27 protein-coding genes are annotated in these 25,783 nt (G+C 35.2%); 9 read left to right on the plus strand and 18 right to left on the minus strand.

Going from position 1 to position 25,783, the window contains the following annotated elements:
• Positions 1–371: 371 nt before the first annotated feature.
• The 4 genes from aspA to T479_RS11375 form a co-directional block, all read right to left on the minus strand.
• Complete coding sequence (gene aspA, locus T479_RS11360) at positions 372–1,790, minus strand: aspartate ammonia-lyase (RefSeq protein WP_024364103.1); 1,419 nt, start codon at positions 1,788–1,790, stop codon at positions 372–374.
• A 152-nt stretch (positions 1,791–1,942) separates the two neighbouring features.
• Positions 1,943–2,572 carry an NAD(P)-dependent oxidoreductase gene (locus T479_RS11365; RefSeq protein ID WP_025219610.1) on the minus strand — a complete coding sequence of 210 codons (630 nt, stop codon included), beginning with the start codon at positions 2,570–2,572 and terminating at the stop codon, positions 1,943–1,945.
• Positions 2,573–2,646: 74 nt separating this feature from the next.
• On the minus strand, positions 2,647–3,057 hold the full coding sequence (locus T479_RS11370; RefSeq protein WP_025219611.1) for an Rrf2 family transcriptional regulator: 411 nt from the start codon (positions 3,055–3,057) through the stop codon (positions 2,647–2,649).
• A 110-nt stretch (positions 3,058–3,167) separates the two neighbouring features.
• Positions 3,168–3,374, minus strand: a complete 207-nt coding sequence (locus tag T479_RS11375; protein ID WP_025219612.1) for a hypothetical protein — start codon at positions 3,372–3,374, stop codon at positions 3,168–3,170.
• A gap of 180 nt (positions 3,375–3,554) precedes the next feature.
• On the opposite strand from T479_RS11375, the gene T479_RS11380 reads away from it, so the two are divergent.
• The gene (locus tag T479_RS11380; protein WP_025219613.1) at positions 3,555–4,091 is read left to right on the plus strand and encodes a hypothetical protein; all 537 of its coding nucleotides are present in this window, start codon (positions 3,555–3,557) and stop codon (positions 4,089–4,091) included.
• Positions 4,092–4,128: 37 nt separating this feature from the next.
• Here T479_RS11380 and T479_RS11385 read toward each other — a convergent pair whose 3' ends face one another.
• The 3 genes from T479_RS11385 to T479_RS11395 all read right to left on the minus strand — a co-directional run bounded on the left by T479_RS11385 (position 4,129) and on the right by T479_RS11395 (position 6,536).
• Complete coding sequence (locus tag T479_RS11385; protein ID WP_024364098.1) at positions 4,129–4,323, minus strand: hypothetical protein; 195 nt, start codon at positions 4,321–4,323, stop codon at positions 4,129–4,131.
• A 176-nt stretch (positions 4,324–4,499) separates the two neighbouring features.
• Entirely contained in the window at positions 4,500–5,477 is a 978-nt protein-coding gene (locus T479_RS11390) for a thymidylate synthase (RefSeq protein WP_025219614.1), read from the minus strand.
• A gap of 135 nt (positions 5,478–5,612) precedes the next feature.
• Complete coding sequence (locus T479_RS11395; protein WP_025219615.1) at positions 5,613–6,536, minus strand: hypothetical protein; 924 nt, start codon at positions 6,534–6,536, stop codon at positions 5,613–5,615.
• A 214-nt stretch (positions 6,537–6,750) separates the two neighbouring features.
• On the opposite strand from T479_RS11395, the gene T479_RS11400 reads away from it, so the two are divergent.
• From T479_RS11400 to T479_RS11410, 3 genes are all read left to right on the plus strand, one after another.
• On the plus strand, positions 6,751–8,946 hold the full coding sequence (locus tag T479_RS11400; RefSeq protein WP_025219616.1) for a sensor histidine kinase: 2,196 nt from the start codon (positions 6,751–6,753) through the stop codon (positions 8,944–8,946).
• The gene (locus tag T479_RS11405) at positions 8,943–9,569 is read left to right on the plus strand and encodes a response regulator transcription factor (protein ID WP_024364094.1); all 627 of its coding nucleotides are present in this window, start codon (positions 8,943–8,945) and stop codon (positions 9,567–9,569) included. The genes T479_RS11400 and T479_RS11405 overlap by 4 nt, the downstream gene beginning before the upstream one ends.
• Positions 9,570–9,955: 386 nt before the next feature.
• A complete protein-coding gene (locus T479_RS11410) occupies positions 9,956–10,156 on the plus strand; it encodes a cold-shock protein (protein WP_010859201.1) in 201 nt (66 codons plus the stop codon).
• Between the two features lie 74 nt (positions 10,157–10,230).
• On the opposite strand, the gene ccsB is transcribed toward T479_RS11410, so the two are convergent.
• The 3 genes from ccsB to T479_RS11425 form a co-directional block, all read right to left on the minus strand.
• Positions 10,231–11,400 (minus strand): c-type cytochrome biogenesis protein CcsB, encoded by a 1,170-nt coding sequence (gene ccsB, locus T479_RS11415; protein WP_025219617.1) that lies wholly within the window; start codon positions 11,398–11,400, stop codon positions 10,231–10,233.
• Positions 11,401–11,599: 199 nt separating this feature from the next.
• A complete protein-coding gene (locus tag T479_RS11420) occupies positions 11,600–12,022 on the minus strand; it encodes a GNAT family N-acetyltransferase (RefSeq protein WP_025219618.1) in 423 nt (140 codons plus the stop codon).
• Between the two features lie 11 nt (positions 12,023–12,033).
• Entirely contained in the window at positions 12,034–12,513 is a 480-nt protein-coding gene (locus tag T479_RS11425; RefSeq protein ID WP_024364091.1) for a GNAT family N-acetyltransferase, read from the minus strand.
• A gap of 275 nt (positions 12,514–12,788) precedes the next feature.
• On the opposite strand from T479_RS11425, the gene T479_RS11430 reads away from it, so the two are divergent.
• From T479_RS11430 to T479_RS11440, 3 genes are all read left to right on the plus strand, one after another.
• On the plus strand, positions 12,789–13,343 hold the full coding sequence (locus T479_RS11430; RefSeq protein ID WP_025219619.1) for a GNAT family N-acetyltransferase: 555 nt from the start codon (positions 12,789–12,791) through the stop codon (positions 13,341–13,343).
• A gap of 542 nt (positions 13,344–13,885) precedes the next feature.
• Positions 13,886–14,050, plus strand: a complete 165-nt coding sequence (locus T479_RS11435; RefSeq protein ID WP_024364089.1) for an aspartyl-phosphate phosphatase Spo0E family protein — start codon at positions 13,886–13,888, stop codon at positions 14,048–14,050.
• 219 nt (positions 14,051–14,269) lie between these two features.
• Complete coding sequence (locus tag T479_RS11440; RefSeq protein ID WP_038509682.1) at positions 14,270–14,752, plus strand: hypothetical protein; 483 nt, start codon at positions 14,270–14,272, stop codon at positions 14,750–14,752.
• A gap of 189 nt (positions 14,753–14,941) precedes the next feature.
• Here T479_RS11440 and thrS read toward each other — a convergent pair whose 3' ends face one another.
• From thrS to T479_RS11470, 6 genes are all read right to left on the minus strand, one after another.
• Positions 14,942–16,864: a threonine--tRNA ligase gene (thrS, locus tag T479_RS11445; protein ID WP_025219621.1), complete on the minus strand. Its 1,923-nt coding sequence runs from the start codon at positions 16,862–16,864 to the stop codon at positions 14,942–14,944.
• Positions 16,865–17,355: 491 nt separating this feature from the next.
• Positions 17,356–17,865 carry a hypothetical protein gene (locus T479_RS11450; protein ID WP_024364086.1) on the minus strand — a complete coding sequence of 170 codons (510 nt, stop codon included), beginning with the start codon at positions 17,863–17,865 and terminating at the stop codon, positions 17,356–17,358.
• 184 nt (positions 17,866–18,049) lie between these two features.
• Entirely contained in the window at positions 18,050–18,514 is a 465-nt protein-coding gene (locus T479_RS11455; protein ID WP_025219622.1) for a hypothetical protein, read from the minus strand.
• A 103-nt stretch (positions 18,515–18,617) separates the two neighbouring features.
• Complete coding sequence (locus T479_RS11460; protein ID WP_025219623.1) at positions 18,618–19,103, minus strand: GNAT family N-acetyltransferase; 486 nt, start codon at positions 19,101–19,103, stop codon at positions 18,618–18,620.
• A gap of 15 nt (positions 19,104–19,118) precedes the next feature.
• Positions 19,119–19,466, minus strand: a complete 348-nt coding sequence (locus T479_RS11465) for a DUF3147 family protein (protein WP_024364083.1) — start codon at positions 19,464–19,466, stop codon at positions 19,119–19,121.
• Positions 19,466–19,864, minus strand: coding sequence for a MarR family winged helix-turn-helix transcriptional regulator (locus tag T479_RS11470; protein ID WP_024364082.1), 399 nt, complete (start codon positions 19,862–19,864; stop codon positions 19,466–19,468). Before T479_RS11470 ends, T479_RS11465 begins: the two co-directional genes overlap by 1 nt.
• Before the next feature lie 462 nt (positions 19,865–20,326).
• On the opposite strand from T479_RS11470, the gene T479_RS11475 reads away from it, so the two are divergent.
• Both T479_RS11475 and T479_RS11485 read left to right on the plus strand, forming a co-directional pair.
• Positions 20,327–20,653, plus strand: coding sequence for a hypothetical protein (locus T479_RS11475; protein ID WP_227665461.1), 327 nt, complete (start codon positions 20,327–20,329; stop codon positions 20,651–20,653).
• A 320-nt stretch (positions 20,654–20,973) separates the two neighbouring features.
• Positions 20,974–21,621 (plus strand): FusB/FusC family EF-G-binding protein, encoded by a 648-nt coding sequence (locus T479_RS11485; RefSeq protein WP_025219626.1) that lies wholly within the window; start codon positions 20,974–20,976, stop codon positions 21,619–21,621.
• Between the two features lie 118 nt (positions 21,622–21,739).
• Here T479_RS11485 and T479_RS11490 read toward each other — a convergent pair whose 3' ends face one another.
• On the minus strand, positions 21,740–23,020 hold the full coding sequence (locus tag T479_RS11490; RefSeq protein WP_025219627.1) for a membrane protein: 1,281 nt from the start codon (positions 23,018–23,020) through the stop codon (positions 21,740–21,742).
• Positions 23,021–23,234: 214 nt separating this feature from the next.
• Positions 23,235–25,547 (minus strand): InlB B-repeat-containing protein, encoded by a 2,313-nt coding sequence (locus T479_RS23215; protein WP_025219628.1) that lies wholly within the window; start codon positions 25,545–25,547, stop codon positions 23,235–23,237.
• Between the last annotated feature and the right edge of the window lie 236 nt (positions 25,548–25,783).

The following is a 25,783-nucleotide window of genomic DNA, read 5'->3' on the forward strand; positions in this document are numbered from 1 at the left end:
TACGCCCATCTTTTATATGTATATTGGTATACTAAAAAAAGATAAAGGTTAGGACAAAACTAAAATAATTTAAGAAACAGAGGAAAGGTGTTCATAAATTTTTCTATATGGAGAACTTAGCTATTCTTGCTGTTGCAATAAATAAAAAATTAGAAGAGTTCACTAGTTGTTAGTAGCGGAGGAGGTGACTTCTGCTCAGAACGCACACAGCGTAAGACGCGGGCATTTCCGCGCGTTAGCGAGGGTTGCGGCATACGTGTGTGCCCGCGCAAAGCACCGCCGAAGCGAACAACATCGGCGCAACAAAAAGGTGTTAGATTGACTGCCATCAATCTAACACCTTTTCTCTTTTGTCCCAGCCTCTTTAGAAATTATTTTAATTTCATCATACTAGAACCAGCGATACCTGGATGTGTCATTTCATATGGATCTAAAATTAAATCCAATTGCTCTTTCGTTAAGACACCTGCTTCAATACAAAGTTCACGAATTGAACGACCTGTAAGAATTGCTTCACGTGCAAGACGAGCAGCTACTTCATAACCGATATGTGGATTGACTGCTGTTAAGACACCCACACTTTTCTCTACATATTCCTTCATACGTTCTTCATTTGCTTCGATATCTTTTAAACAGTTTTCTGTAAATGCACGGAAAACGTTATTCATTATGCTAATTGATTGAATTAAGTTGAATACAAGCACTGGTTCCATTACGTTTAATTCTAATTGACCCGCTTCAGATGCTAAAGAAATTGTATGGTCATTCCCAATTACTTGGAATGCAACTTGGTTTAGCACTTCTGGCATTACAGGATTTACTTTACCAGGCATAATAGATGAACCAGGTTGACGTGCTGGTAAAATAATTTCTCCTAAACCTGCACGAGGACCAGATGCCATTAAACGAAGGTCATTCGCAATTTTAGACATATTAATCATACAAATTTTTAGTGCCCCTGACACTTCCGTATAAGCGTCTGTATTTTGCGTAGCGTCTACCAAATGTGTAGCACCTTTTAATGGTAAGCCAGAAATTTCAGCTAGATGTTGGTCTACAGATTTAATATAGTCTGGGAAAGCGTTAAGCCCAGTACCGACAGCTGTTGCCCCCATATTGACATCATATAAGTTTGGACGTGTTTGACGGATACGAACAATATCACGGTTAATTACGCGACAATAAGCTTCAAACTCTTGTCCTAAGCGAATTGGTACAGCATCTTGTAAGTGCGTACGTCCCATTTTAATAACATGTGCAAATTGCTCTGCTTTTTGATGGAATACGGCTTGCATATTTTCCATCGTCACCAGAAGCTCATCGATTAAATTTAATACAGCAATATGAATCGCTGTAGGGAAGGCATCGTTTGTTGATTGTGACATATTAACATGACTGTTCGGGCTAATCGTTTGATAGTCCCCTTTTGCTTTACCCAAAATTTCAAGAGCACGGTTCGCAATAACTTCATTCGCATTCATATTGATAGAAGTGCCTGCACCACCTTGGATTGGGTCTACTAGAAATTCAGCATCCCATTTACCATCGATGACTTCTTGTGCAGCCTCGACAATAGCCTCTCCAATTTCTTTTGATAATAGGTGTACTTCCATATTACCTAATGCTGCTGCTTTTTTTACAATACCCATTGCTTTAATTAGGGCTGGGTGAATTTTATAGCCTGTAATTGGGAAGTTTTCTGTTGCACGAAGCGTTTGAATCCCGTAATAAGCATCTGCTGGTAATACTCTTTCACCTAAAAAATCTTTTTCTATACGTTGTGTGGACATTATTGTCGTCTCCTTTGAACTAATACTCACACTGATAGTAGCTAATAAATGCCGTCTTGTAAACAGTCATTTATCAGTAAAATGAAAGTTTTTTTCGTAAACGACGATAAATAGCGAGAAACCGAGCATATTTCACACGCTCGGCAGTAGGATTATTTAGTTGAAGAAACAGTAAAACGTCTATTTATATAATGTGGATTTTCAATTTCATCTAACACAGCAATCGCATAATCACTATAGCTGACATAACTTTCACCTGAAGCATTCACTAACAAATGATCTATTCCTGTTGTATAGCTACCTGAACGTGGCCCCTCTGGATCAAATAGGGCAGAAGGACTTAAAAATGTCCACGAAATATTTGATGCTTGTAAGTCTTGCAAGTTTTCACCTTGATTTTTTGCAGTTGCCAAAAACATTTCCGGAAAATCAGGAGTCTCCATAACACGAATCGTTTTTTCTGGGTCTACAAATAGGCTGCCTGCTCCCCCCACTACGAATAGTTTTGTGGCAATGCCGTTAAAGGTAGCGATTAAATGACGACCTACAGCAACATGTAATGTTTCTTGTCCAAGTGGTGCACCAAACGCATTCACAACAACATCAAAACCCTTTACATCTTCTTGCGTTAAATCCAATACATCCTTCTCCATCACTTGAATATCCTCTTTTACTTTAGAAGCTGAACGAACAATGGCTGTAACGTTATGACCACGTTGTAATGCTTCCTCCACTATTTTTTGCCCTGCTTTTCCTGTTGCTCCAATAACGCCTATTTTCATTATAAATTCCTCCTATAATTTGTTGTAACCATTTTAGTTACAGGTTGAATACAGTAAGACCGACCTCGTTACTTTTAACGAAGTTGATCTAGCACATCTTGTAACGTTTGTGCTTGTAACTGTTTTTCCATTGCATGCCAAACATCTAGATAAACGGTTTCCAACGTATGCTGTATTTTTCGGCCGACAGCACATGCAGGATTCGGTTCATCATGTATTGCAAATAGTTGCTCTGGACCGTCAATCGCACGGTAAATGCTCAACAATGACAAATCCTTTGGTTCAATAACAAGTCCATAACCGGCAAGTCCTGACTGAGAAGTTAACAAGCCTGCTTTTTTCAATTTCCCAATCATTCGTCGTACGACTACGGGATTCGTATTGACACTACCTGCAATATAATCAGATGTAAGCTGACTTTTATCAGATGTTGTAGCAATGAGCGAAAGTATATGGATAGCGACTGAAAATCGACTATTGACCATACGAATCACCACCTGTTGTAACTATTATAGTTACAGGTTAAGATAATTACAAGTCATATGCTCATATCTTAACCTGTTCATTATTCACAAAAATACACCCGCTATCGAATTTAAATTTTAGTCATATAAATAACGAGCTCTTGTTGGATTTGACCATTTTCTTCATAGAAATCTAGATTGTGAAATTCATATTTATAATGACCAACGGGGAACGTTACACTTTCTCCTTGAGCCGCAGCTAGTATGCCAGCCACATCATGTGATACCATCTGTAAAAGCTCTGTCCCTGTCATTGTTTCTATAAAAATTACGTTCATCTAAAAACACCTCCTTCGCCATTATAGCTTAGAAGGCGCTTGAATTTATAGTGATGATTTCTTACTACACAAGTTAGAAATCATCATCAAAATATAATCGATAGACGAGTAAAAGTAAAAATCGATATAATTGAATAAAGATTAAATGTGAGAACTTTTATAGACAGGAGGATATTTAGCATGAAAATCAAATTAATATTAATTGTAATATGCTCATTTTCACCATTACTATTATTAGGACTTTTCATTTACGGAAATGCTTATTATAACGACTATCATCTAAAATCATCCGAAACAACAGTGAAAGAATTTTTAGAAGAATTTATCGACAGTAGCATACAAATCATGCATTTTGAACGAATAGAAGAAACAAATATGTGGTTAGCCCAGTTGAAAATTAACGGTGATCAGTATGGTCATGCCCATTTTAATAAAGGGTGGAATGGCAAACTTAAATTTATTTATTTAGCAACAGATCCCTCAGAAACCTATCGACAATATAAAACCAATAAAGGCAACTATGGCACACTATATGTACACGAATTAGACAGCAATGTTGCCAAAATACAATTGACAAACTGGATGAATTTTGAAAAAGAAATCGAAGTTGATACTTCTGCACCATTTATGAAAACATTTAAACTACCTCCTGATGCAGAAGATACGTTTCCTGCCATATTTACTTTTTATGATACAACCGGACAAGAGTTAAGGTAATTAGCGTTGTCTTTATTTATCGAAGGCGCTTACATTTTTATTTAGTACCATTCACACGGATTTCCTCAATAATTTGCATCATTTTTACTAATTGTTCTTGTGTTAATGTAGTGGTAATAGCTGGACTATCCTGTTGAGGCTGCTGATTTTTTGGGAACGAGGACTCCCCATTTTCGCGCAATCGAAGAATCTTTGCTTTTGTTGTCGTTTGTAGCACTATTCTTTCTCTCAACCTAGCCACCCCTAAAGCTTTTATTAGAAAATATACCTTATAATACCATAAATACTATAATAGAAGGCCCCCTATCGAAACATCCACCAACTTGCCTATTTATCAAAATAGATTATTTGGACCTAGTCCACGCCATCAAAAAAGCAGCAACCAAAATGGCTGCTGCTTACTTTTGACTAAACCGCAATCGGTGCTTTAATTGCTGGATGTGGATTATAGCCCTCGATGGATAGATCCTCAAGTTCTATGTCAAAAATCGACGTTTTATTCGGATTTATTTTCAAGGTTGGTAGTTCCCGCGGCTCACGTGAAAGCTGTTCTTTCACTTGCTCCACATGATTTGCATAAATATGTGCATCGCCAATACTATGAATAAATTCGCCGACTTCAAGCCCACATTCATGCGCAATTAAATGTGTTAATAATGCATAAGAGGCAATATTGAATGGACAGCCAAGCAATGTATCTAGACTACGTTGCATTAATTGGCAGCTTAATTTGCCCTCTGCCACATAAAATTGAAACATAACATGGCAAGGTGGTAAAGCCGCTTTGCTTCCTTTTGCCCCTGCATTAATGACATCTTCAGGGTTCCATGCATTGACAATAATACGACGTGAGTCTGGATTATGCTTAATTTGATGAATAACATCTTGTAGTTGATCAAGACTTTCCCCGTTTGACGTTGTCCAATTGCGCCATTGCTTGCCGTAGACATTCCCAAGATCGCCGTACTTTCTTGCAAAATCATCATCCGTTAAAATACGGTCGCAAAATGATGCCAGCTCAGCTTGGTAAACAACATTAAACACTTCGTCCGTTAAGCATCGACGACCAAAATCCGTCATATCAGGTCCATTATATTCATCGGATTCAATCCATTTTTTAAACGCCCACTCATCCCATATATGGTTATTATGTTGTAATAAGTAGCGGATATTTGTATCTCCCTTAATAAACCAAAGAAGCTCACTAGCTACAAGTTTAAATGGTACGCGTTTAGTTGTTAAAAGCGGAAAGCCTTGACTTAAGTCAAAACGCATTTGATGGCCAAAGATGCTATACGTACCTGTCCCCGTACGGTCCTCTTTTTTTATCCCATTTTCTAATATATGTTGTAGTAAATTTAAATACGCAGTCTCTGGATGCGTCAATTTGTCACCAGCTCCTTCAAATATGCTGTTGACCATTATACCATCTTATATTGAGGAGTGAACGTCGAATTACAAAAACAAACTACTTTCCAACAGCTACATCGCATTTTATTGTATTAATTACAAACAGGGATACTATTCTAAGTGTGAATCCATTTTATTATGTTGTAATTCTTTTGCAATTTCATTTTCTGTCGGAACAAAAAACATCGGCAACAATATAATTGTAAAAAGAATTGGCCCAATAATAAACAACAAATCAATGCCAGGACTAAAGTAAAGGCCAAATGCTGTTAGTAGACCAGACATCACTAAATATATAATTTGCACAATAACAATAAATAAAGGAATGATTTGGTACATATAATTTAGTTTTCTAAATTGATGCATTTCTTCAGGGTGCTGAATGATTCGTTTTTTCAAACGTCTGGATAATAGTAAACACGCAAAAATTTGAACAATAATAAAACTAAAATACATAACACTGCGTAACAACATTTGACGCTTAGCAATCGCCCCATCAAAATGGGCAACTCGTTGTTGCAACAATTCGTTAACAGCCCCATTGTAGACATATTCACTTTCACTCAAAAAAGTCAGTGGCTGAACAAATCCTAGTGACGCCCATTCTTTTGCGTTTACTTGCCAATTCATTAATTTACTCGCCATAATGCGCAATTGAATTGCTTCATCTTCACGAAACATGCCTACTAAAGTGCGATATGGTATAGATAACTTCAAATGACCATCTTGTTTTTCTTGAAATAAATCCTCGATAAAAAAAGTATACGCTATATTCGAATGATTTGTTTCAACATGACCCCCTTGCACTTTCCAATGGCTAGCTAAGGAAGCTTCGATATCATTTTGCATTTCAAAATAAGGCGTATCATTATGTAACTGTTTTGGAATCTTATAGACAAAATGATTGTCGCTTCCAATGATACAAATATCTACTTCTATTGCATCTTTATTAAAAGTTTGAGCAAATGTCGTTTTGGGATACGCCACTATGGCGACTAGGAAAATTAGGATGAGTGACAGCACACTCCATTTCACACAGTGCTCCCCCTTTCCGTCACTTAGGCTAGATTCACATTATCACAGCTTATACCGAAAAGACTATTTCGTTATTCCGAAAAAATGTTAGTGGTTTTCCGAAACACTTTATTTCGTTATTCCGAAAAAATTAAAAATTATGGATAATATAGTAGATACTTCATGATGAAACGGAGCACTATACTATGATTATAATATTTAAAGAGCGTCTTTTATGAGCAAATTAACTTTTAGTATTTTTTTAACATATTTACTTCTTGGCATTTATGTTCTGGTTGTTGCCATTCGTGGTCCTTATATTAATATTTTAGTCGATACATCGAATACACTACCTGTTATTATTCATCCTTATTACTCAGAATGGGCTCAACAAAAAAAGATTGAGCAAGGTGATATGATCCTATCAATCGATCAAAAGCCCGCTAAAGGTTTTGGCACTTCTCAAACAGATATTTATATTACATCGGCGAAAGAGCTAACACTACTAAAACCAGATGGTACTGTTCGAACAGTCCAAATTAAACATAGGGATTTACCTGAAGAGTTATATTTACATATTGTTTTTCCGATGTTTTATTTCATCCTTTGTTTAAGTGTTGCCATCTATTTATGGAAGCGAAATAACCATACTTTAATTACGAAATTACTAATGCTATTTTTATTAACCTGCTCTTTAGCTTATACAAGTGTAGGGGCTTCAAGTAGAGGAAACATCATTGGCATGATTGTAAACGGTATTTGTTTAGTTTTGTGCTTAGTGCTTATCATTCATTTCCTACAACAATATTATCGTTTTTTACACATAAAATGGAAGTATATAGATGTAAAGTGGCTCTATTTGCTCCCGTTTGTTATTGTATGTTGCTTTATCATTGAAATGCTATTTCCACAATTTAGGGTTATTACCCCGATTGTAACGCTCAGTCTATTTGCGGTATTGGTACTCTATGCAATCTATATATTATTAACGAGCTATTTACAAACCCGATTAGCTAAAATACGCTTAATCGCTATTTCTTGTATCGTCCCATTTTTGCCATTTCTATTGTTGTTTGTTGTACCCGAAATTTTAGGGTATAACGCGATAATACGACCTGAAATTAGTGTTTTATTTATTTTGTTTATACCTTTTTCCTTTATTTTTATTCAAGTGAACGAACGCTTATTTGATATTGAATACCAATTATCTCGTTTTCGCTATTATTCATCACTCGCTTTTTTCAGTTCATTTATTTTATCGTCTTTATTAGCCATCCTGTTTTTGGACTATCTTTCAATTGAATTGATGATTATTGTCTTTCTTATTATTTTCATTGGTTTTATAGCCAGTTTTTATGTCAAAGAGCAACTTGACTTTAAACATCGAAAAATTATATTTTCATCATCTGGTGATTATGTCCATAATTTATATGCAGCCGTTAAACGTATTAGTAAAGCTAAAAGCCAACAGGAATTACTTTCAAGTCTCAAATATGAAATTACCGAAAAACTCGGGACAACTGCATTTACGCTTGAAACAATCATGGAAGATGTCCCATTTTCTCGTGGTGAAATTCAAGTAGAGAGCCAACTGACACAACTTCTGATCCATGATACAGTAGATGAAAAGATTCTTATACGAATTAGACACACTTTACAAAAAGAAGAACTTCTATGGTTGGAGTTACTAGCATTATACGTCTCTATGTTTATAGATAATTTAAAACTAATTGAAGATTTAGTACGAGATATTCAGCACATGAAAGACACCCAAAACACCCAACTTCCTTGGCTTGATAAATTATTATGGAATATTATTGAGAAAGAAAAGAGTATTTTAGCACAGGAATTACATGACACTATTTTACAGGAGCAATTACATTTAGCGAGAGAATTAGATGTTATCGCTAGCTCTCCGATTATTGAGGAAAAGAAAGTATTAGATATTCGGGAACAACTGTTAAATGCCTCGAAAGATTTACGGGAGTATTGCGAAAATCTGAGCCCTCCTTTACTTGATACTTTTGGTTTAGAAATGGCATTGAAAAAACTCGTACAAAAAGTGAAAATACGTGCAAACTTTCTATTAAATACACAAATCGATCGAGTTCAGTTCCAAGATCCAACTTTACATTTAGTTGTCTATCGTCTAGTTCAAGAATTGCTAAATAACGCTATTAAACATGCCGATGCATCTAAAGTTTCACTTAAACTACTTGCTATAAACCACGGTTTTGTTCTCCAATATGACGATAATGGTATCGGCTGTGATATTGAAGATTTAATGCAATCCTCCGCTTCTATGGGCATTAACGGCATTCGAGAACGTGTTCGAGCCTTTAACGGAGATATGACCATTACCTCCAAACCCAATGATGGCATGCATATTTATATTCAAATTCAAGAGGAATGTGAGGAACCCTACAAATGATTGAAATATTGATAATAGATGATCATCCTGTCGTTTTAGACGGAACAAAAACATTATTACAAGATCTAGAAAATGTCCATATTGAAACAGAACAAGAAAGTGCCAATGTACTGGCTAGAATGGAATCACACCCCTTTCAGCTCTATTTAATTGATATTAATATGAAACCGTTAAACGGCATTCAACTAGCTGAAATGATTAAGAAACAACAGCCTGAAGCGCTAATTATTCTTTATACAGGCTACGAATTATCCGATTATTACGAGCTTCTTGTAGAAAAAAAAGTAGATGGGCTTTTATCGAAGCTCGCTACAAAAGAACAGGTAATTCAAACAATCCAAGCCACTTTGCGAGGGGAAATATTATTATCAGCAGATTTTTTAGACTTTGTCCAACAGCACTCGAATCGTTCCAATGCTAAGCAGGAAGTATTACTAAGTCATAAAGAACAGGAAATTTTGCAGCTGGTTGCACAAGGATGTACCAATAAAGCCATTGCCTCTGCAATAGGCGTTACCCAGCGTACAGTGGAAAATTATTTATCAAAACTTTTTGTCAGATTACATGTGGAATCACGTGCTGAAGCAGTCATTGTTGCCAAAGAAAAAGCATGGATTGACTAATTGAGCGGTGACAGTCACTCGGATTTTTCCAATAACTTCTACATGTCGTTTATAAAGTTATATCGAAAATCAAATAAATGGTAATATAAAACGATTTTTAGTGTTTTTTTAGTATACCAAGCACTTTATACCTTTGTTTTTTAGCATTTTTTATTATCATTATAGTTAAAAATGATATTATGTAATTTTTTCTTACTAAAAAACGGCATTTGCTGGATAAATGTATGAATCTGTTATATAATGAAAGTAATAATTAAATTGCTTCATCGTAAACAATGAAACCACGTATTCAATAGTAACGTGTTCTAGCGAGCTTCTGATTATGGTATTATTTTATACTGATTGAAGGAATATGATTGTTGAATTTATTTTTGGAGGTTTTTTAAATGACTCAAGGTACAGTAAAATGGTTTAACGCAGAAAAAGGTTTTGGCTTCATCGAAGTAGAAGGTGGAAACGATGTATTCGTACACTTCTCTGCTATCCAATCTGAAGGTTTCAAAACACTTGAAGAAGGACAAAAAGTAGAATTCGGCGTTGAAGAAGGTAACCGTGGCCCTCAAGCTACAAACGTTGTAAAACTTTAATTCTCGTTCAAGAATTAACAGTTCAAAGTCCAAGAGACATCCTTTACGGATGTCTCTTTTCATTTCCTTATTTTTTATGCGTAAGAATGCAGACCAGCAATGACTAAATTGACGAAAACTTGATTAAATACAATGATGCCAAAGCCAACAATAGATAGCCAGGCTGTTTTCTCCCCTTCCCATCCTTTTGACAGACGAAGATGCAGAAATGCCGCATAAAATAAAAACGTAATGAGCGCCCAGACTTCTTTTGGGTCCCACCCCCAATACCTTCCCCATGCAATTTGTGCCCAAATCATAGCAAATAATAAACCGCCTAAAGCAAACAATGGGAAGCCAATCACTACCGCCCGATATGAAATTTCGTCCATTAAAGCTGGTTGTACACGGCTTGTTAATGGTTTTAATAGCACGATGAGTGGCTTTCTCAAGAGCAGTCGGATGGCACCATACAAGATGGTTCCTACCATAAATGCCCATACGATAGAATTTAACTTTTTGGCATCAATTGATGGCGTAATCTTCAACCAGCCGATTGTCTCTCCACTTTCTGTGACCGCTCCTTCATTAACAATAAGTGGTGTCATCGTATAGACTGCCTTTTCCTTCATACCTTGCGCATTTTCAAATTGAATGTGTACTTCTTCCGTCGTTACACTAAATACCGTTGCTGTAGCACTAAATCCAATTACCACAATCAAACAGTACATAACAAACTCTAACGCAACGGTACTACTCGTCCTTTTATGAACATCCAAAGATTTCAGTAAATAGATAATACCTGTTGCAAATGATATCGATAAAATAGCACTTGAAAACGCTACTGTCATAACATGAATTGTTAACCAGTTACTTTGCAGCGAAGGTACAAGGGGTCTCACCTCATTTGTAAAAACACTTCCATAGCCCAAAATAATTAGTACTACTGGAATTACAAATAACCCTACGACAATTTGTTTATATAAGTAATGAATAATGAGAAAGCTAGCTGTTAGCATAATGCCAAAAAACGTCATAAACTCATACATATTACTAACAGGTGCATGCTCGACTGCAATCCATCTTAAAATAAAATACACTAATTGCAAGATGAAAGCTGAATATGTAAGTATAAGACCCAGTCTCCTAAACGAACGCCTTGCAGATTTTACTGCTAATCCTAACGGTAAAATCGCAATTAACAGCAAGATAAAAGCAAAAAATAACGAATACCCACTTAAGCTTATTAAATTTTCAGTACTCAACACAACGACCTCCAACATCCTTTTTTTGTAGAAGCTGTAAATTGCTTCTCCATAATAGAACGTCATGCCAAACATTAAGTGCCCTTTTTGAAGCTCATCCTTCCTAATTAATAGATAATGTTACAAAATTATGACAGAGAAAAAGGGAGCAAATTACGCTAGTCCCCCCTCCTGTCCATGAATAAGAATACGAAGATTGCTATTTTAATGTAAAGTAAATAATTTCTGGATCATCGTCATCTAAGTTTTCTATATAGCCACTTCTTTTAAATCCTGTAGCGTTAAATATGTTTTGCATCTTTGTATTGGAACGATTCGTTGACGTGAAAATTTTGGCAGTGGGTGCTCTTTCAATAAAATCTACTAATAGTGCGGTAGCAACACCTTTTCTACGTTCAGACGGTTTGACTATAACTAATGAAATAAAACTACAATCAAAGAAATCCGTTGTAAAAATTAAAAATCCTGCAATACAACTTTGTATTTTGTAAATCATGCATCGTCTTTCTACTATTGCATGCTTAATGCGATCACTTCTTGAATAGTCACCTATTACTTCTTTATCCAATGCACAGAGATAAGTGAAGTGTTCCATACTTGCTTCTATTATGTACATCTGCATTCCTCCTCACTTCAATGATCACTTTGTAAATAATAGCTCATCACTTTCAACTCGCTTTTGATGCCTACTGCACATATGCCTTCATCGACAAAGCCACATTTTTTATAGAGCGCCTGAGCTGCTGTATTCGGAAAATTAACACCTAACACTAATTCATTGATTGTAGGAAAATGTAGTCGTACAAATGTAGGCAATAATTGTAATGCTTCTTTGGCATACCCTTTTCCTTGTTCATGCATATCTGTTGAAAATCCACGAATTAAAATGGCTTGGTTATTTTCTGAATAAGGTTTTACTCCTTCATTTTCGTGAAGAACAAAAAAAGTGACAAGCTTCTCACCTTTCATTGCTAAAATGGCATGCCGATTGATATCGGTTTCGGAGAGTTTAAGACTTGCCATTGGGGACATTGTATAGAGAAGTTGCTCCTGTGATAACATATATTGTTCAATTAATGAATAATCTGTTTGATCATAAAACTTTAACCGCATTATACCCCTTCTTCCAACTAGTACATTTTTTATTATTAAATTCTAACCTATTTTAGAAATTACTAGCAGAGTCCAACCATCATTTGACAAAGTTTGATTGCATTTTATTTTTTCATGTAATTACTTAAAATTCCAAACTATGCTATTATTATACTATTCAAATTAAAGGAGCTGTGAATATGATTGTAATTAACGCAGTAGAAACGTTGTTTGAAAAAAACTAATTTTCAAAGGGATAGTACACAAACTGCACCCTTAGATAAGGGAGATTTTATATGGAACAATATTTTAAAGATTTTCTAAATGGACAATCAATTATATTAAAACAAATGGCATCCTCTGATTTAGAAGAGTATATAAAAATAGAGAATGAAAAGCCTACTTTATTACTTGCTAATGATGAGATACCATTCCCACATACAGTTGAAGACCATTCTTCATTCTTTCGAACTATTAGTGGAAAAAAAGAAGAATTTTTCTTCGGCATTTTTGAAAAGACGACGCAACAGCTTATTGGATCATGTGGTGTATTTTCTATCAATTGGACAAACAGCACTTGCTTAGTAGGCATATCAGTAAGTGAAAAATGGCAAGGTAAAGGATTAGGAACAGATGCAATGCAAACACTTATCACCTTCATATTCGATTACATTGCAATCAACAAAATTAAACTACAAGTGTTCAGCTTTAATGTAGGAGCCATTCGCTCTTATGAAAAATGTGGCTTTACAAAAGAAGGGATACTACGGAATGAAATTTTCCGCTTTGGCAAATTTCACGATATTCTCTTATTTGGCCTATTACGTGAAGAATGGCCCCCACGTAGCTAAAAAAGCGCACACATTCAAAATAATGAATGTGTGCGTTACTCATTTGCTACTTACTTGTATTTTGAGCATTTCGATTCCCAAAACCATCACATTATGAACAGTTGTTTATAAACTGTTCAGTTCAATATTTTAAAAAAGAAAAATCCCTAATAATTAAACAGCAAATAATAGGATTTGATAAATTGCGACAATATATGAATGAATGTAACTATTAGCAATTTCTTTTCTAGGTAGGAAGAATAATTCATCTAGTAAAAAAGACATATATCATACGCGTTAAATTCTTAACGATTTCTTAAAGAAAATCTCGTTATACGCGCTAATTATGTAACTTAAAAGCTGAAAATAAGGAGAAATGAAACTAGTCTATTATTTATTAGTATGATCCATACATAGACTTATATGTGACTAAATTACGAATTTCATTTCCTATACACAATGTGACAATTTTTTTGTTTTAACTGATATACAATGAAAAAGCTGAATCGAAGCCATGAGAATTTTAAATCAAGAATATGTAGAAAAATTAGGAGGAGAAAAAGTTGGTAAATTTATTGTTTAAACAATTCTTGAAGTTTGAAATCGAGATTAAAAGGAGAATTATGTATAAAAAGGCAAAAGATTTAGGATTTACACACCCTGCTGTAGTTGACTATAGCCAAGAGCTAGATGTGTTGCTAAACAGATATTTTAAACAAGCTTCCTAAAAAGGAGGGGTCATTATCAATACATTTTATAAAAAACGCGCATTTTGGATAAAACCAGTCAAAAAGAGTATTTTCTTGGCTGGTTTTTCATTCAATTTCTTCACTCGTTAAAAAGCTATATCGCCTTTTCCCAGAATTCTGTATGTTATTGTCATGAAACGTATATATAACAAGAAATTGGGAAATCTACCTATAACGCTAATTATAGGAGGCCAAATTATGCAAGTACTTCTTTTAACCTTGGTCGTTTTTTCTAATCTATTTTCACACTCACAGTCTATACCAAAAGAGTCGACTGCTACTATTTGTGAACCAATCACAACAACAAACACTACGCTAAAATACCCTAGTAATCACTTTCAAACTTTTCTTGTAGAAGACGAATTTTATAAGCAATTAGATAAATCACTCTATGAAGAATATCATGGTGCAACATTCAGCATGCGTGAAAAAATATTATTTAAAGACGTGCCAGAAACTCGTGAATTTTTTTATACGAAAACAGATACTGTCAGTCAAGAAATGGATCTCTCTAATCACACAATGATTCATCCAAACAGACAAGTGTATTTCTTGGCTTCCTATCGCCAACATGCACAAGAAGAATTTCATAAATATGCAGTGATTGATGCAGAAACAAAAAATTTACTTATAGGGGGTAGTACCTACTCACCAATAATAAAATCTGTCAATACTCCATAATAATAAATGAAATAATCTTCTATCTACACTATATAATATGCATGAAAAAACATATCTAGAAGTAACGATTATACTTTTGTATCTATCTATACGAAAATTCTTACTTTAATACATGTGCATACTAAATCATTTTATTAAAAATAATAAAAGCCTGATTGAACATCTTATCAGGCTTTTATTTTATTGCATTTAATTATTAGGCAACGCTTTTTCGCTAATTTCAAGCTTAATTTCTTCAATAAATTGCTGTAATGGTTTTTCATTCAACACTTGTTGACCATAGTTCCGCACTGTTACACTTTGATTGTTGCATTCATGATCGCCCAATACGAGAATATACGGTATTTTTTTCAATTGAGCTTCTCTGATTTTTTTCCCTAACTTTTCTTGGCGGTTATCTTCACGCACCCGTATATGTTCTTTTTCAAGTGCTTGTACTACTTGCTGAACATATTCTTGGTGTATCTTAGCCACCCCTATCACAATAACTTGTTGTGGTGCTAACCACGTCGGAAAGGCTCCACCAAAATGTTCAATTAAAATACCTAAAAAGCGGTCAATCGAACCGAAAACAGCGCGATGAATTACAACAGGTCTTACTTTTTCGTTTTGTTCGTTTAAATATGTTAAATCGAATTTCTCAGGCAGTTGGAAATCCAGTTGAATCGTTGCACATTGATGACTTCGTTTAATAGCATCCTTTATATGAATATCAATTTTAGGGCCGTAAAACGCTCCGTCTCCTTCATTTATTTTATATGAATAACCCGCATTTTTCAGGACATTTTCCAATGCCGATTCCGCTTCATCCCAGAGCTGAATATGCCCCATAAAATCAGCAGGACGCGTCGACAATTCAATTTCGTATTGGAAACCAAATACTTGATACATATGATCGATGATTCGCAACGCTAAATTGATTTCATCTTCTATTTGCTGTGGTGTGGCAAAAATATGGGCATCATCTTGGCAAAAAGTTCGAACTCGTAGCAGTCCATTTAATGCTCCGCTAAACTCATGTCGATGCACTTGTCCAAATTCCGCCATACGAATCGGTAAATCTCTGTATGAGTGTCTTGCATTTTTAAATATCAGCATATGTCCTGGACAGTTCATAGGTTTCAACGCAAAGCTTTGAGCATCTACTTGTGTAAAGTACATATTCTCTTTATAGTGCTCCCAATGTCCTGATTGTTCCCATAAACGCTGGTTCAACATAAATGGTGTACGAACCTCTTGATAATCATATTTTGTTTGTAAATTGCGTAAAAAAGATTCTAATTCATTTCGAAGTATTTGGCCATTAGCTAGGTAAAATGGCATACCTGGCGCTTCTTCTGAAAACATGAATAATTCGAGTTCTTTTCCTAATGTACGATGATTGCGTTTATCTGCTTCTTGTAAAAAGATAAAATAATCATCTAATTCTTCTTTTGTAGCAAATGCAACACCATAAATTCGCTGAAGCATTTGATTTTGGCTATCGCCGCGCCAGTATGCCCCTGATACATGCATTAATTGAAAGTGCTGTAATTTACCTGTTGAGGATACATGCGGGCCACGGCATAAATCATAAAAATCACCTTGCTCATAAAGCGTTATGAAATCATCTTCTGGAATATCAGCTAGTAATGCTAATTTCAGTTTATCATGTTGAAACAACCGGATTGCCTCTTCACGTGTTAGTTCTTTTCGTTGTATTTGAATGTTTTCTTGCACAATACGATGCATCATTTTTTCTATTTTTTGTAAATCCTTTGGCACAAGAGAATGTGATAATTCAATATCATAATAAAAACCGTTTTCGATTACTAGTCCTACGCCAAATTGGGCTTCTGGATATAAGCGTTTAATCGCTTGTGCTACTAAATGCGCTGTGGAATGACGAATAACCTCAATTCCTTCGTGTTTGCTAGCATCAAATAGGTTGATTTGGGCATCTTCCAAAATAGGGCGCGTCAAATCAGTAATGGTTCCGTTGACACTTCCTACAATTGCTTTTTTGCGCAGTGCTGGACTAATCGCCTGTGCAATGTCGGTTAGTGTAACACCTTTTGTAAATACTTGTTGCTTTCCATCTGGAAACTGAATATTGATAACTTGATTTGACATGATCTTTTCTCCTTTACTGAAAAATTAAAAAAACACATATCCGTCCCTAAAATAGGGACGAGTATGTGTCATTTACCCGTGGTTCCACCCAAATTCCCACTAGATGCACTAGCGGCTCATTGTCTTTGCAGTAACGTTGCAAATAACGGTGCAAGTTTCCTAGCACTGCTCAAAGGTAGTAAGAATTGACGCTGCATTAGGAAGTTTTCAGCCTAGGCTCCCCTCTCTGTAAATCGTTCATCAAAACTCTCGTCCTTATCATAGCTGTTTTCATGGTTTCATGAAATTGGTATTCACTATATCGGACATCTCAAAAGTTGTCAATAATTGAAAAAATTTTTTCCATTCTCGAAATCCCTAAAATATGAGCGTACCAACATGTAAAACGCATACATTTTTTTGAAAAAATTTTTTACCGCCTTGTCATTACCCATTTTGTTAAACAAAAAAGCTACTCATAAGTTTTAATCCTTACGAATAGCTTTTCTAATTTAAATATGGTTCACTATTACTTCATTATGCCAACTAATAGAATCTGATAATTGATAGGATACTAAGTTAGCTGTTATGACTAACATCACACCAGCTCTTGATAGCATGGTCTGTGTCGGTTTCTCTAACACTAAAACGACGTAACCCTCACCGCTCCCTTGGTCATCTATCGCATTTGTCGCATCTATTTCAAAAGTAGTGTACTTATCTTCTGTCAAAGTAAGAATACGTTCTTCTCGATAGCTGCCATGTTCTTTCAAATTGTAGCTAACAGGCATCCAGCCTTCTGACCAATCAATACTACCGATAATTTCTTTACTTCTGCTAGCTAGTTTACCAATCGAAAATGTAAAGTAGATTCTCATTATTGCTTGATCTAATTCATTTTTTCCTTCACATATCGCTTCCACTTGTAGCCTTATATCACCTTTGGACTGTTTCCGAACAATTATGAAGATGGACACTAAAATACTAATAACAGCTATGATGCCAACAATGACTAAACCCATTAGACCCCTCCTATCATTCCAATAACTATTACGATTAGATTACCACAATTTAGGAATAACAGGTTTTTTTCATCAAACAATCTTATGAAAAGACAAGCGCCTAATAGATATGACAAAATTTGAGAAAAAAACAATTGGATGAACCCATTGAAAGATGCCGATTTCGATATGTCACCGTTCTTTGTTAGGCATTTGATTGAAGCTCTGCCGTTAATGTAAATGGTATGTTTAAATATTTGTATTGAATCGTAATCTTTTGAATTGCTGTAGCATGTACTTGTAATGCGTAATGTTGCGCTTGTTTACCAATTGCCTGACGATCTATGTATTGACTAGGAAAAATACTCACTTGTGTTAGTTTATGAAATGTCATATTAGGATTGTTCTCAATTTTTGCGCCAACTTCAAACGGTTCTGATTTACTAATGACTAGCTTGGCATTGTCTGGCAACTTTTCATCGACAAGTATCGATTGTAGTTGTAGCTCTCTTAGCCCTTTATTCTCAATTTCTATTAATCGAATAGACGGATTTCCATCAGCGTTTGTATAACCATTGACAACAAGTGGTGGATTGCTTTTCAAATAGATGATAAAAGCCGCTCCCACTACTAACACACTAAAAAATAGGATAAATATTATTTTTTTCATTAGATTCCTCACTTTCAAGCTTCACCATTAGTATAAACGACAAATACCGTAGCGGAACAGAATTTTTACTAATACAATCGTGAACTATAAAAAAACATCTGCCTTATATGGAGACAGATGTTTTTTGCAACCGTATTTCATCGCGAATGGGGATACCGTCATGGCCGATCAAAGGAATCTCCGGTTTCAATGCTCTTGCTCGCTCTACCGCATTTGGTAGAACTTCTACGAGAGAATAGCCTCGTTTTTGATAAAATTTTAGTGCATGTAAATTATCATTCGTAGTGATGAGTGAAACAACAGTACAGTGATGCTGACGTGCTTGTTCTTCCACGGCTTTTACAAGGCATGAGCCGATTCCTTTCCCTTCTTCCATACTATCAAGGGAAATAATTTCACATTCAGCTCCCCGAATTTCATAGGTTATTAGACCTACTATTATTTGATTGTCATTTACAAATACAAAACCTTCTAATGTACTACAATCATAAATACCACTGGAAATAACCATTTCCGTACTTCCCCAATGTGTTTGAAAAAACGCTTGAACATCCTTTTTTGAAACTTGTGAACGATGGATGATTGGCATAATAATCTACCTACTTTATATTGAAATATGAAATACACCAGCGATGGCTTTTTGAATACCTAAACATATTACCCATGACATTACTCCTAGCCCTATAGCAAAGACAATATGAATAGACGATTTCATTGCCAAATACATAACAAATAGCATAACCATTGTTGCAGGAAGTCCAACTATCACACCAACCGTAAATCGCTGTATATGCTCATTTGGTTCACTTTGAACGGTTAGCCAAATAATACTTAAAATACTGACAAGTGGCAGTGCGGCTATCATACCACCATATGTAGGAAATCTTCTAGCAACTTCTGTAACAACTGCAATAATCGCAGCAGAACATATAATTTTTACAACTGTATAAATCATTTCGACACCTCGCTTAATAGCTGAAATGCTTCTAAAACACTTTGTTGTTCTTTTTCTGATAAAAGAAGTAGCGCCTGCTTTAGTTTGTTATCATCTAATTCCGTATTTTTCTTTACAATCTGTAATCCATCCGCTGTAAGAAAAAGCTTCACTTTACGTTGATCATTGGCTGCTCGAATCTTCTCAACCCAGCCATGTCGTTCTAGCTTTTTTACATGCTCTGAAGCAGTATTTTGCGAGATATTTAATAATTTTGCAATATCTCGAACCGTCACTTCATCTTCCTTTTGAATCATCTGTAAAATACGCACACTTTGATGGGAAATATTATCTTCATGTGTTGTATGGAGATGATAGAAAATATTTGTAAAATAATAGTTTATATCTTGTATCATACTTTTTACTCCTTTAATATATCGTCACTCACGATTATATCGTATATAACGATACATTAAAAGAGATTTCTATTAAAGAAATGAAATTTTTAATACTTGCAATTGTTCACTTATTTTGCACAGGATTAGAATTTAACACAACCCTTTCCTCTCCCATTAAATCATTGTCTTTTTCTGTTTACTACTGATCTTTTCATTACTGCGCTGACAATACGAACCCTCGCCATATTCGTGTTTGGATGGACTGTTTTTTAATCTGCATCAAACCTATTTTATGGTATACACTCTTGCATTTGCTACCATCCTACTACTGAATTTCGCTATTAATTTCAAATCAACATCTATTTTTGCTAACTTTTTGCTACTTACATTCGGAGGACCTTGTAAGCAGGAGTTATGTGCAGTATTATTACACTACTAATCTTGAAGAGAATAAGAAACTGAGGGTTACAATTGCTATATTTGATTTATTTTATTGTTGGTGGAACTATTATGGTTTTAGCCTTACTTTTAAGCCAATCTAAGTATTTATTTTTATCGGGCATTATTACGGCGTTGCCAATTCTCACGCTTATTAACATGGGTATGCAAATGAAGCATATGAAAGCTGACACCTTTCACAATGTTTTACAAAATACGGTCTTTGGTGCAGTAGGCATGTTACTTTTCACTGTGCTCGCTTTCCTATTAACAAACTGGTATAAGCCTAGCATTGCCGTACTAAGCGCTTTACTTGTCTATGCAATATTTATGCTATGTGGAAAATTTATTATGTCAATGCTGACATAAGTTAGGCTACCTAAATGTAGCTCTTTTTATATGAGCCAATTTTTTTGCCTTCTTGTTGTAAAAACTTGAATGCACAAGTTTATATCCCCTTACATAGCATGTTATTTCTTCCCCCACCGCTCTTTCTTTATTTCGTTCCCTTTTAATGTTAAAATATTTATAGTTTGCTTTACAAGGAGGAATCGAAATGGTCGCATTCTTTTGTAATGCCTGCTCTAGACCCATTAATTATCAGGTCGAAGAGGTCTAGGTAAACCCCACAAATGGATGATCTCTTTAGGCCTAAAATAAAAAAGCCTAATTTACAGGAGTGAATTCACATGGAAGAACAAGCAATTCAGCCGTTTTTAACGGTGGCTAACTATCATTTACTTGAGCAACAAATGAATAAAATTTTACAAACACTTGCTACTACACAAGATAAAAACGTCATTCTGACTGTGCGTGGTCTTGTACAAACAGAAATTACTGAAAAAGTTGTCATGACGCCTGCGCAAGCGCAACTCATTGAGCCTATTTTATCTGTAACAGAACGTGGAACAGGTGAAGCCTATTTAAATGATTTAAAATCGTATGTTATCCCATTTAAACCAATTACGGCAAGCACAATCAAAAGCCTGTTTAAAAAAGAAAAGAAGCTAAAATTGCCGAATCTTGAACAAATGGATTTTCAACAAATTTGCTATTTCGCTTGGGATGATTATGGTACCAATCGAAAATATGTCATTATAGAGCAAGACGATAAATTAAAGGCAATCAAAGGCACTTTCGCCCATCATACAATTCGTGGTATATGCGCAATCTGTAATCGTCACGCTGAAATTGGACTATTTACTACATCCATTAAAGGAAATATCGTCGGCACTTATACAAATCACAGCAATTACATTTGTGCAGACAGCGATTCGTGTAATCAACATGTGACAGATATGGATAAAACCATTACATTTTTTGAGCGCATTACTTGATTATTAATAAGCCTTCTCCGCTTTGGAGAAGGCCATTTTTGTATTAAGCGAACTACGCACAAAAAAACTATCCTAAAAAAGTTATTACCATTAACTTTAGCGGATAGTTTTATTTATTTTAATTATTCAGCTTATGCCTATTAGATGGCAAAATAGATGATGCTATAATAACGAACCCAAGCATCAGAACAAAGATTAAATCCAGTAAACCGGTGTGCATGGATACTGTAAACACAGTAATTGTGAATGCGTAAGCGACAGTATGGAAACTACGTATGCCATTTTGTTTTACTTTATTATAAATTAGAGAAATTAATACGCCATACAATAGGAAGCCAATTGCTACTAATAAATAACCTCCGTCTAAAAACAATTGACCAATAAAAGTTGGCGTTGTTGTTCGCTGTTCACGTGTGACTAATATACCTCTTTCGACCGTAATTGAATTAACCACCTCGGTAACTTTCATACGTGGTGAGATTTGCTCGCCAGGTAAAATTGTACTAAAAATGCCTTTATGGATTTGACCTTTTAAGTAATCTTCTTCTTTTGTGTATTCGATAATAGTACTTAACACGATATGACTTGTGACAGCTTCAGCATTTAATGCACGCACCCATTTCGGTGTTAAGTTTACTTTTTGTTCAGCCGTTAATAGGTTTTTTTCTTCCTCCGCAGTTAATTCTACATCGGGTTGCGTACGATCATTGAATGCCTTTGTCGTATCCTCTGTCATCACACGTATAAAGCCAAACAACGAAAATCCGATACCAATTACGAATAATGCTGTTAAAAACCATGTTAGCTTCACTCTTTTCACAACATAATGGAAAACAATAATCCCAGTAAATAACATAATAATAAGCGGTGTACGGTAGCCCATTAATAGAAATAGAAACATAATAACTGCAAAAATCGAACCGTATCCGATTGCTTTTTTCCAGGTCATCTTCTTTTCCAAAATCATTTTATAAGATAACAGCAATAAAACCCCAAACCATAATAATTGGCTAAAGAAGTTTAACTTTGGATCTAAGTTTCGGCGATTGGCTTCGTCCGTTATCCCTAGACTCCCACTAAAAATCATCATTAAATAGGAACCTAATCCAAGCAACGTTAAAACAACTATAAAATGAATGATATATTTCCCTAAGAATGACAGCCCGAATGTGGGAATTGTCCATTGCAGTTTATCGATTAAAAATACACCTATGTAATAACAAATAACGGCTAAAATTACAGCCGGCCAAATAGATACATGAATACCGAATTGTTCAAATTTATACCAATCAAATAAGCTAATAAAAAAATATAGCAGTAAAATAAATGGCAAAAAGAAATACGGTGAAAACATATCGATTTTATTTAATTTCCCAAAAACCTTTTTCAATTCGCTCATACATATCACACCAAATAGATGTTATTTCCCCCTTTTTCTTTTTTTGTAAAACAAAATAAGTATAACACATTTATTGTAAATTATATATATAGCTTCCATTTTATATTTAAACTCTAACCTATTATTACAAGTAAAGCGAAAACTCGTATTTTGATAAAACTTTAATCAAAATACGAGTTTCATTTATTTCATTAGTCGATGAGTTTAATAGATTCTAACGAAGATTCAATGCTCTGTATAGAATGGCTACAAACTGTGCTCGCGTAACGGGTTCATCTGGCTTAAATTTACCGTTATCGCCAATTACAATTTCAAGTTCTGCTAATGCAGCGATATACGCATAGCTCCAGTGCGTTGGAGGAACATCTTGGAATGTGCTAGAGCCTCCTAATTCTATCTTTAGCGCAAGCGTCACGACTTTTGCCAACTGTGCACGCGTCATTAAAGCATTAGGATTAAATTTCCCCTGTGAACCATCGACTATTCCTGCTTGTTGTAATGTCGTAATGGCTTCATAGTATGGATGGTTTGCAGTTACATCCGAAAATGTAAGCGCATTGCGTGTCGGCTCGAACTCAAAAGCACGGTAAAATAACAATGCTACATGCTGTCGTTGAATGAATTCGTTCGGACGAAACGAACCGTCTGGATACCCTGTTATAATCCCTTGACTAGCTATTTCTTCTATCATTTCTTTTGCCCAATGGCCCGCAATATCATGAAAGGACACTTTTGGTAAGTCAGGTTCAGGTGTTGTTTGTTCCGGACTTGGTTCTGGGGTAGGCTCTGGCGCTATGTTTGCAATCCATTTCGCATACAACTTGGTCTCTTTCGTCACACGATCTTTTGTCAAATCCCACTCATTGATTAAAGCAGCTTCTTTATACCAGCCACCAAACGTATAACCTTCCTTTTTAGGAATCGGTAACGTTGCTATCTTTGTGTCATGCGCTACAGACAAGTGACCTAATACGCTCCCGCCATTTGTTTCAAAATATACTGTAACATTTTGCGGTGATGAATCACTACTATTATTACTACTATCTGGAGAACTATTAACAAACCACTTTGCAAAAAGCGTTGTCTTACCTGTTATCGTATCTTTCTTAAAATCCCACCCATTTGTCAATGTTGCTTCTTTATACCATCCACCAAATGTATAACCTTGTTTTATTGGGATAGTGGGTTCATTTATCTTCATGTTAATATCGACCATCTGTGAAGGGATTCCACTGCCCCCATTCGTATTAAACGTCACTTCATATTGTACGACTTTCCATTTGGCAAATAATGTTGTTGCACTCGTTACTACATCATTTGTCAAATCCCATTGGTTGATAAGTGCTGCCTCTTTATACCAACCAGCAAATATATAACCTTGTTTCGTTGGAACAGATGGCCCTATCAGTACTGTGTTGTCATCAACTAGTTGTGATGGCATTGCACTTCCTCCACCTGTATTAAACGTCACTTCATGTTGAACGACTTTCCACTTCGCATACAAAGTAATTGGACTGCTTACTACATCATTCATAAAATCCCACTTGTTTGTTAGTGCTGCCTCTTTATACCAACCCTCAAATGTATGCCCTTGTTTTGTTGGAGCAGGTGGTTCCACCACTAATGTTTGATCGTTCACGAATTGAGGTGGAATTATACTCCCTCCATCCGTGTTAAACGTTACATGTTGCTGTGGCAACCACATAGCATAAAGTGTTAAATCTCCTGTCATTGTTTTTACTTCATCTACATGATAATCAGTGCCGCTACCATCCCGCTCTGTATTCCATCCCGTAAAAACGTAACCATCTTTCTTTAATGATTCCTGTTTTTTCACAGTAAATGATTGTGTTGTCTTATCTATATAATCTGCTGCAACACTGCCACTTGTATGGCCATTTCCATCGTAGGTAATTGTAAATCCTAAATACTCAAATGGATTTCCATTTTGATCAGCATACTCCTTTGCCTTTGATGGAATTGTTCCCAAAATCTTCGTTTGTTTAGGTATAGCATTTGGTAATACAATTGTATTCCGACTTAAAATCGTTATTGTCTGTAAATCATTATTAACAAATGCACCCTGGCCGATTCTTTTTACAGTATCAGGTATTGTTATACTGGATAGCTTATTATTCGCAAAAGAAAAATCTCCAATCCATTCAAGCTGATTCGGGAATACTACTGAAGTTAGTAAATTATTATCAAATGCATTGTAGCCTATTAATTTTACATTATTTGATAGCACTAAGGAGGTCAGTTGTTTATGATTAAATGTTTCATACCATATATTTGTGACAGGCTTACCACCTAACGTATCTGGGATGACCAAATCTTTTCGACTGGGATTATTATCTCCGTAAATTGTTACCCCACCTGGATAATACATTTCTGGTACTATACCCGTTGTATTATCATTATAGATAAACCCATCTTCCGTAAAATTTGCAAAAACCTTATTCTCATTGAAAAGTAATGCAAATAAAAATAACGTGACAGGTACTACGATTAAAAACTTCTTAAGCATCTTTATTTAATTCTCCTTTACATCGTTCAGTAAATAGCCTATACAACGCTTTCATAAATTTTTTATATAAAATACCCCCCTTTATTTTCAATAATAGAGTTTTAGATTACAGTTGCACATTGAGGAATGTTAATAGTTCAACCATTAACATTAAAAATTTATTCAGATGCGTCATGATGCAGGAATTAAAACAAAAAAATAACACTCGTATGGTAAACGAGTGTTGTTTTATTAAG

It is taken from the genome of Lysinibacillus sphaericus (genome assembly GCF_000600105.1).
Lineage (GTDB): Bacteria > Bacillota > Bacilli > Bacillales_A > Planococcaceae > Lysinibacillus > Lysinibacillus sphaericus.

Excerpts from the sequence above, each read along its gene's own strand:
- aspA (WP_024364103.1), bottom strand. The coding sequence starts at position 1,790 with ATGTCCACACAACGTATAGAAAAAGATTTTTTAGGTGAAAGAGTATTA.
- T479_RS11365 (WP_025219610.1), bottom strand. The coding sequence starts at position 2,572 with ATGAAAATAGGCGTTATTGGAGCAACAGGAAAAGCAGGGCAAAAAATA.
- T479_RS11370 (WP_025219611.1), bottom strand. The coding sequence starts at position 3,057 with ATGGTCAATAGTCGATTTTCAGTCGCTATCCATATACTTTCGCTCATT.
- T479_RS11375 (WP_025219612.1), bottom strand. The coding sequence starts at position 3,374 with ATGAACGTAATTTTTATAGAAACAATGACAGGGACAGAGCTTTTACAG.
- T479_RS11380 (WP_025219613.1), top strand. The coding sequence starts at position 3,555 with ATGAAAATCAAATTAATATTAATTGTAATATGCTCATTTTCACCATTA.
- T479_RS11400 (WP_025219616.1), top strand. The coding sequence starts at position 6,751 with ATGAGCAAATTAACTTTTAGTATTTTTTTAACATATTTACTTCTTGGC.
- T479_RS11405 (WP_024364094.1), top strand. The coding sequence starts at position 8,943 with ATGATTGAAATATTGATAATAGATGATCATCCTGTCGTTTTAGACGGA.
- T479_RS11410 (WP_010859201.1), top strand. The coding sequence starts at position 9,956 with ATGACTCAAGGTACAGTAAAATGGTTTAACGCAGAAAAAGGTTTTGGC.
- T479_RS11420 (WP_025219618.1), bottom strand. The coding sequence starts at position 12,022 with ATGCAGATGTACATAATAGAAGCAAGTATGGAACACTTCACTTATCTC.
- T479_RS11425 (WP_024364091.1), bottom strand. The coding sequence starts at position 12,513 with ATGCGGTTAAAGTTTTATGATCAAACAGATTATTCATTAATTGAACAA.
- T479_RS11430 (WP_025219619.1), top strand. The coding sequence starts at position 12,789 with ATGGAACAATATTTTAAAGATTTTCTAAATGGACAATCAATTATATTA.
- T479_RS11440 (WP_038509682.1), top strand. The coding sequence starts at position 14,270 with ATGCAAGTACTTCTTTTAACCTTGGTCGTTTTTTCTAATCTATTTTCA.
- thrS (WP_025219621.1), bottom strand. The coding sequence starts at position 16,864 with ATGTCAAATCAAGTTATCAATATTCAGTTTCCAGATGGAAAGCAACAA.
- T479_RS11450 (WP_024364086.1), bottom strand. The coding sequence starts at position 17,865 with ATGGGTTTAGTCATTGTTGGCATCATAGCTGTTATTAGTATTTTAGTG.
- T479_RS11455 (WP_025219622.1), bottom strand. The coding sequence starts at position 18,514 with ATGAAAAAAATAATATTTATCCTATTTTTTAGTGTGTTAGTAGTGGGA.
- T479_RS11460 (WP_025219623.1), bottom strand. The coding sequence starts at position 19,103 with ATGCCAATCATCCATCGTTCACAAGTTTCAAAAAAGGATGTTCAAGCG.
- T479_RS11470 (WP_024364082.1), bottom strand. The coding sequence starts at position 19,864 with ATGATACAAGATATAAACTATTATTTTACAAATATTTTCTATCATCTC.
- T479_RS11485 (WP_025219626.1), top strand. The coding sequence starts at position 20,974 with ATGGAAGAACAAGCAATTCAGCCGTTTTTAACGGTGGCTAACTATCAT.
- T479_RS11490 (WP_025219627.1), bottom strand. The coding sequence starts at position 23,020 with ATGAGCGAATTGAAAAAGGTTTTTGGGAAATTAAATAAAATCGATATG.
- T479_RS23215 (WP_025219628.1), bottom strand. The coding sequence starts at position 25,547 with ATGCTTAAGAAGTTTTTAATCGTAGTACCTGTCACGTTATTTTTATTT.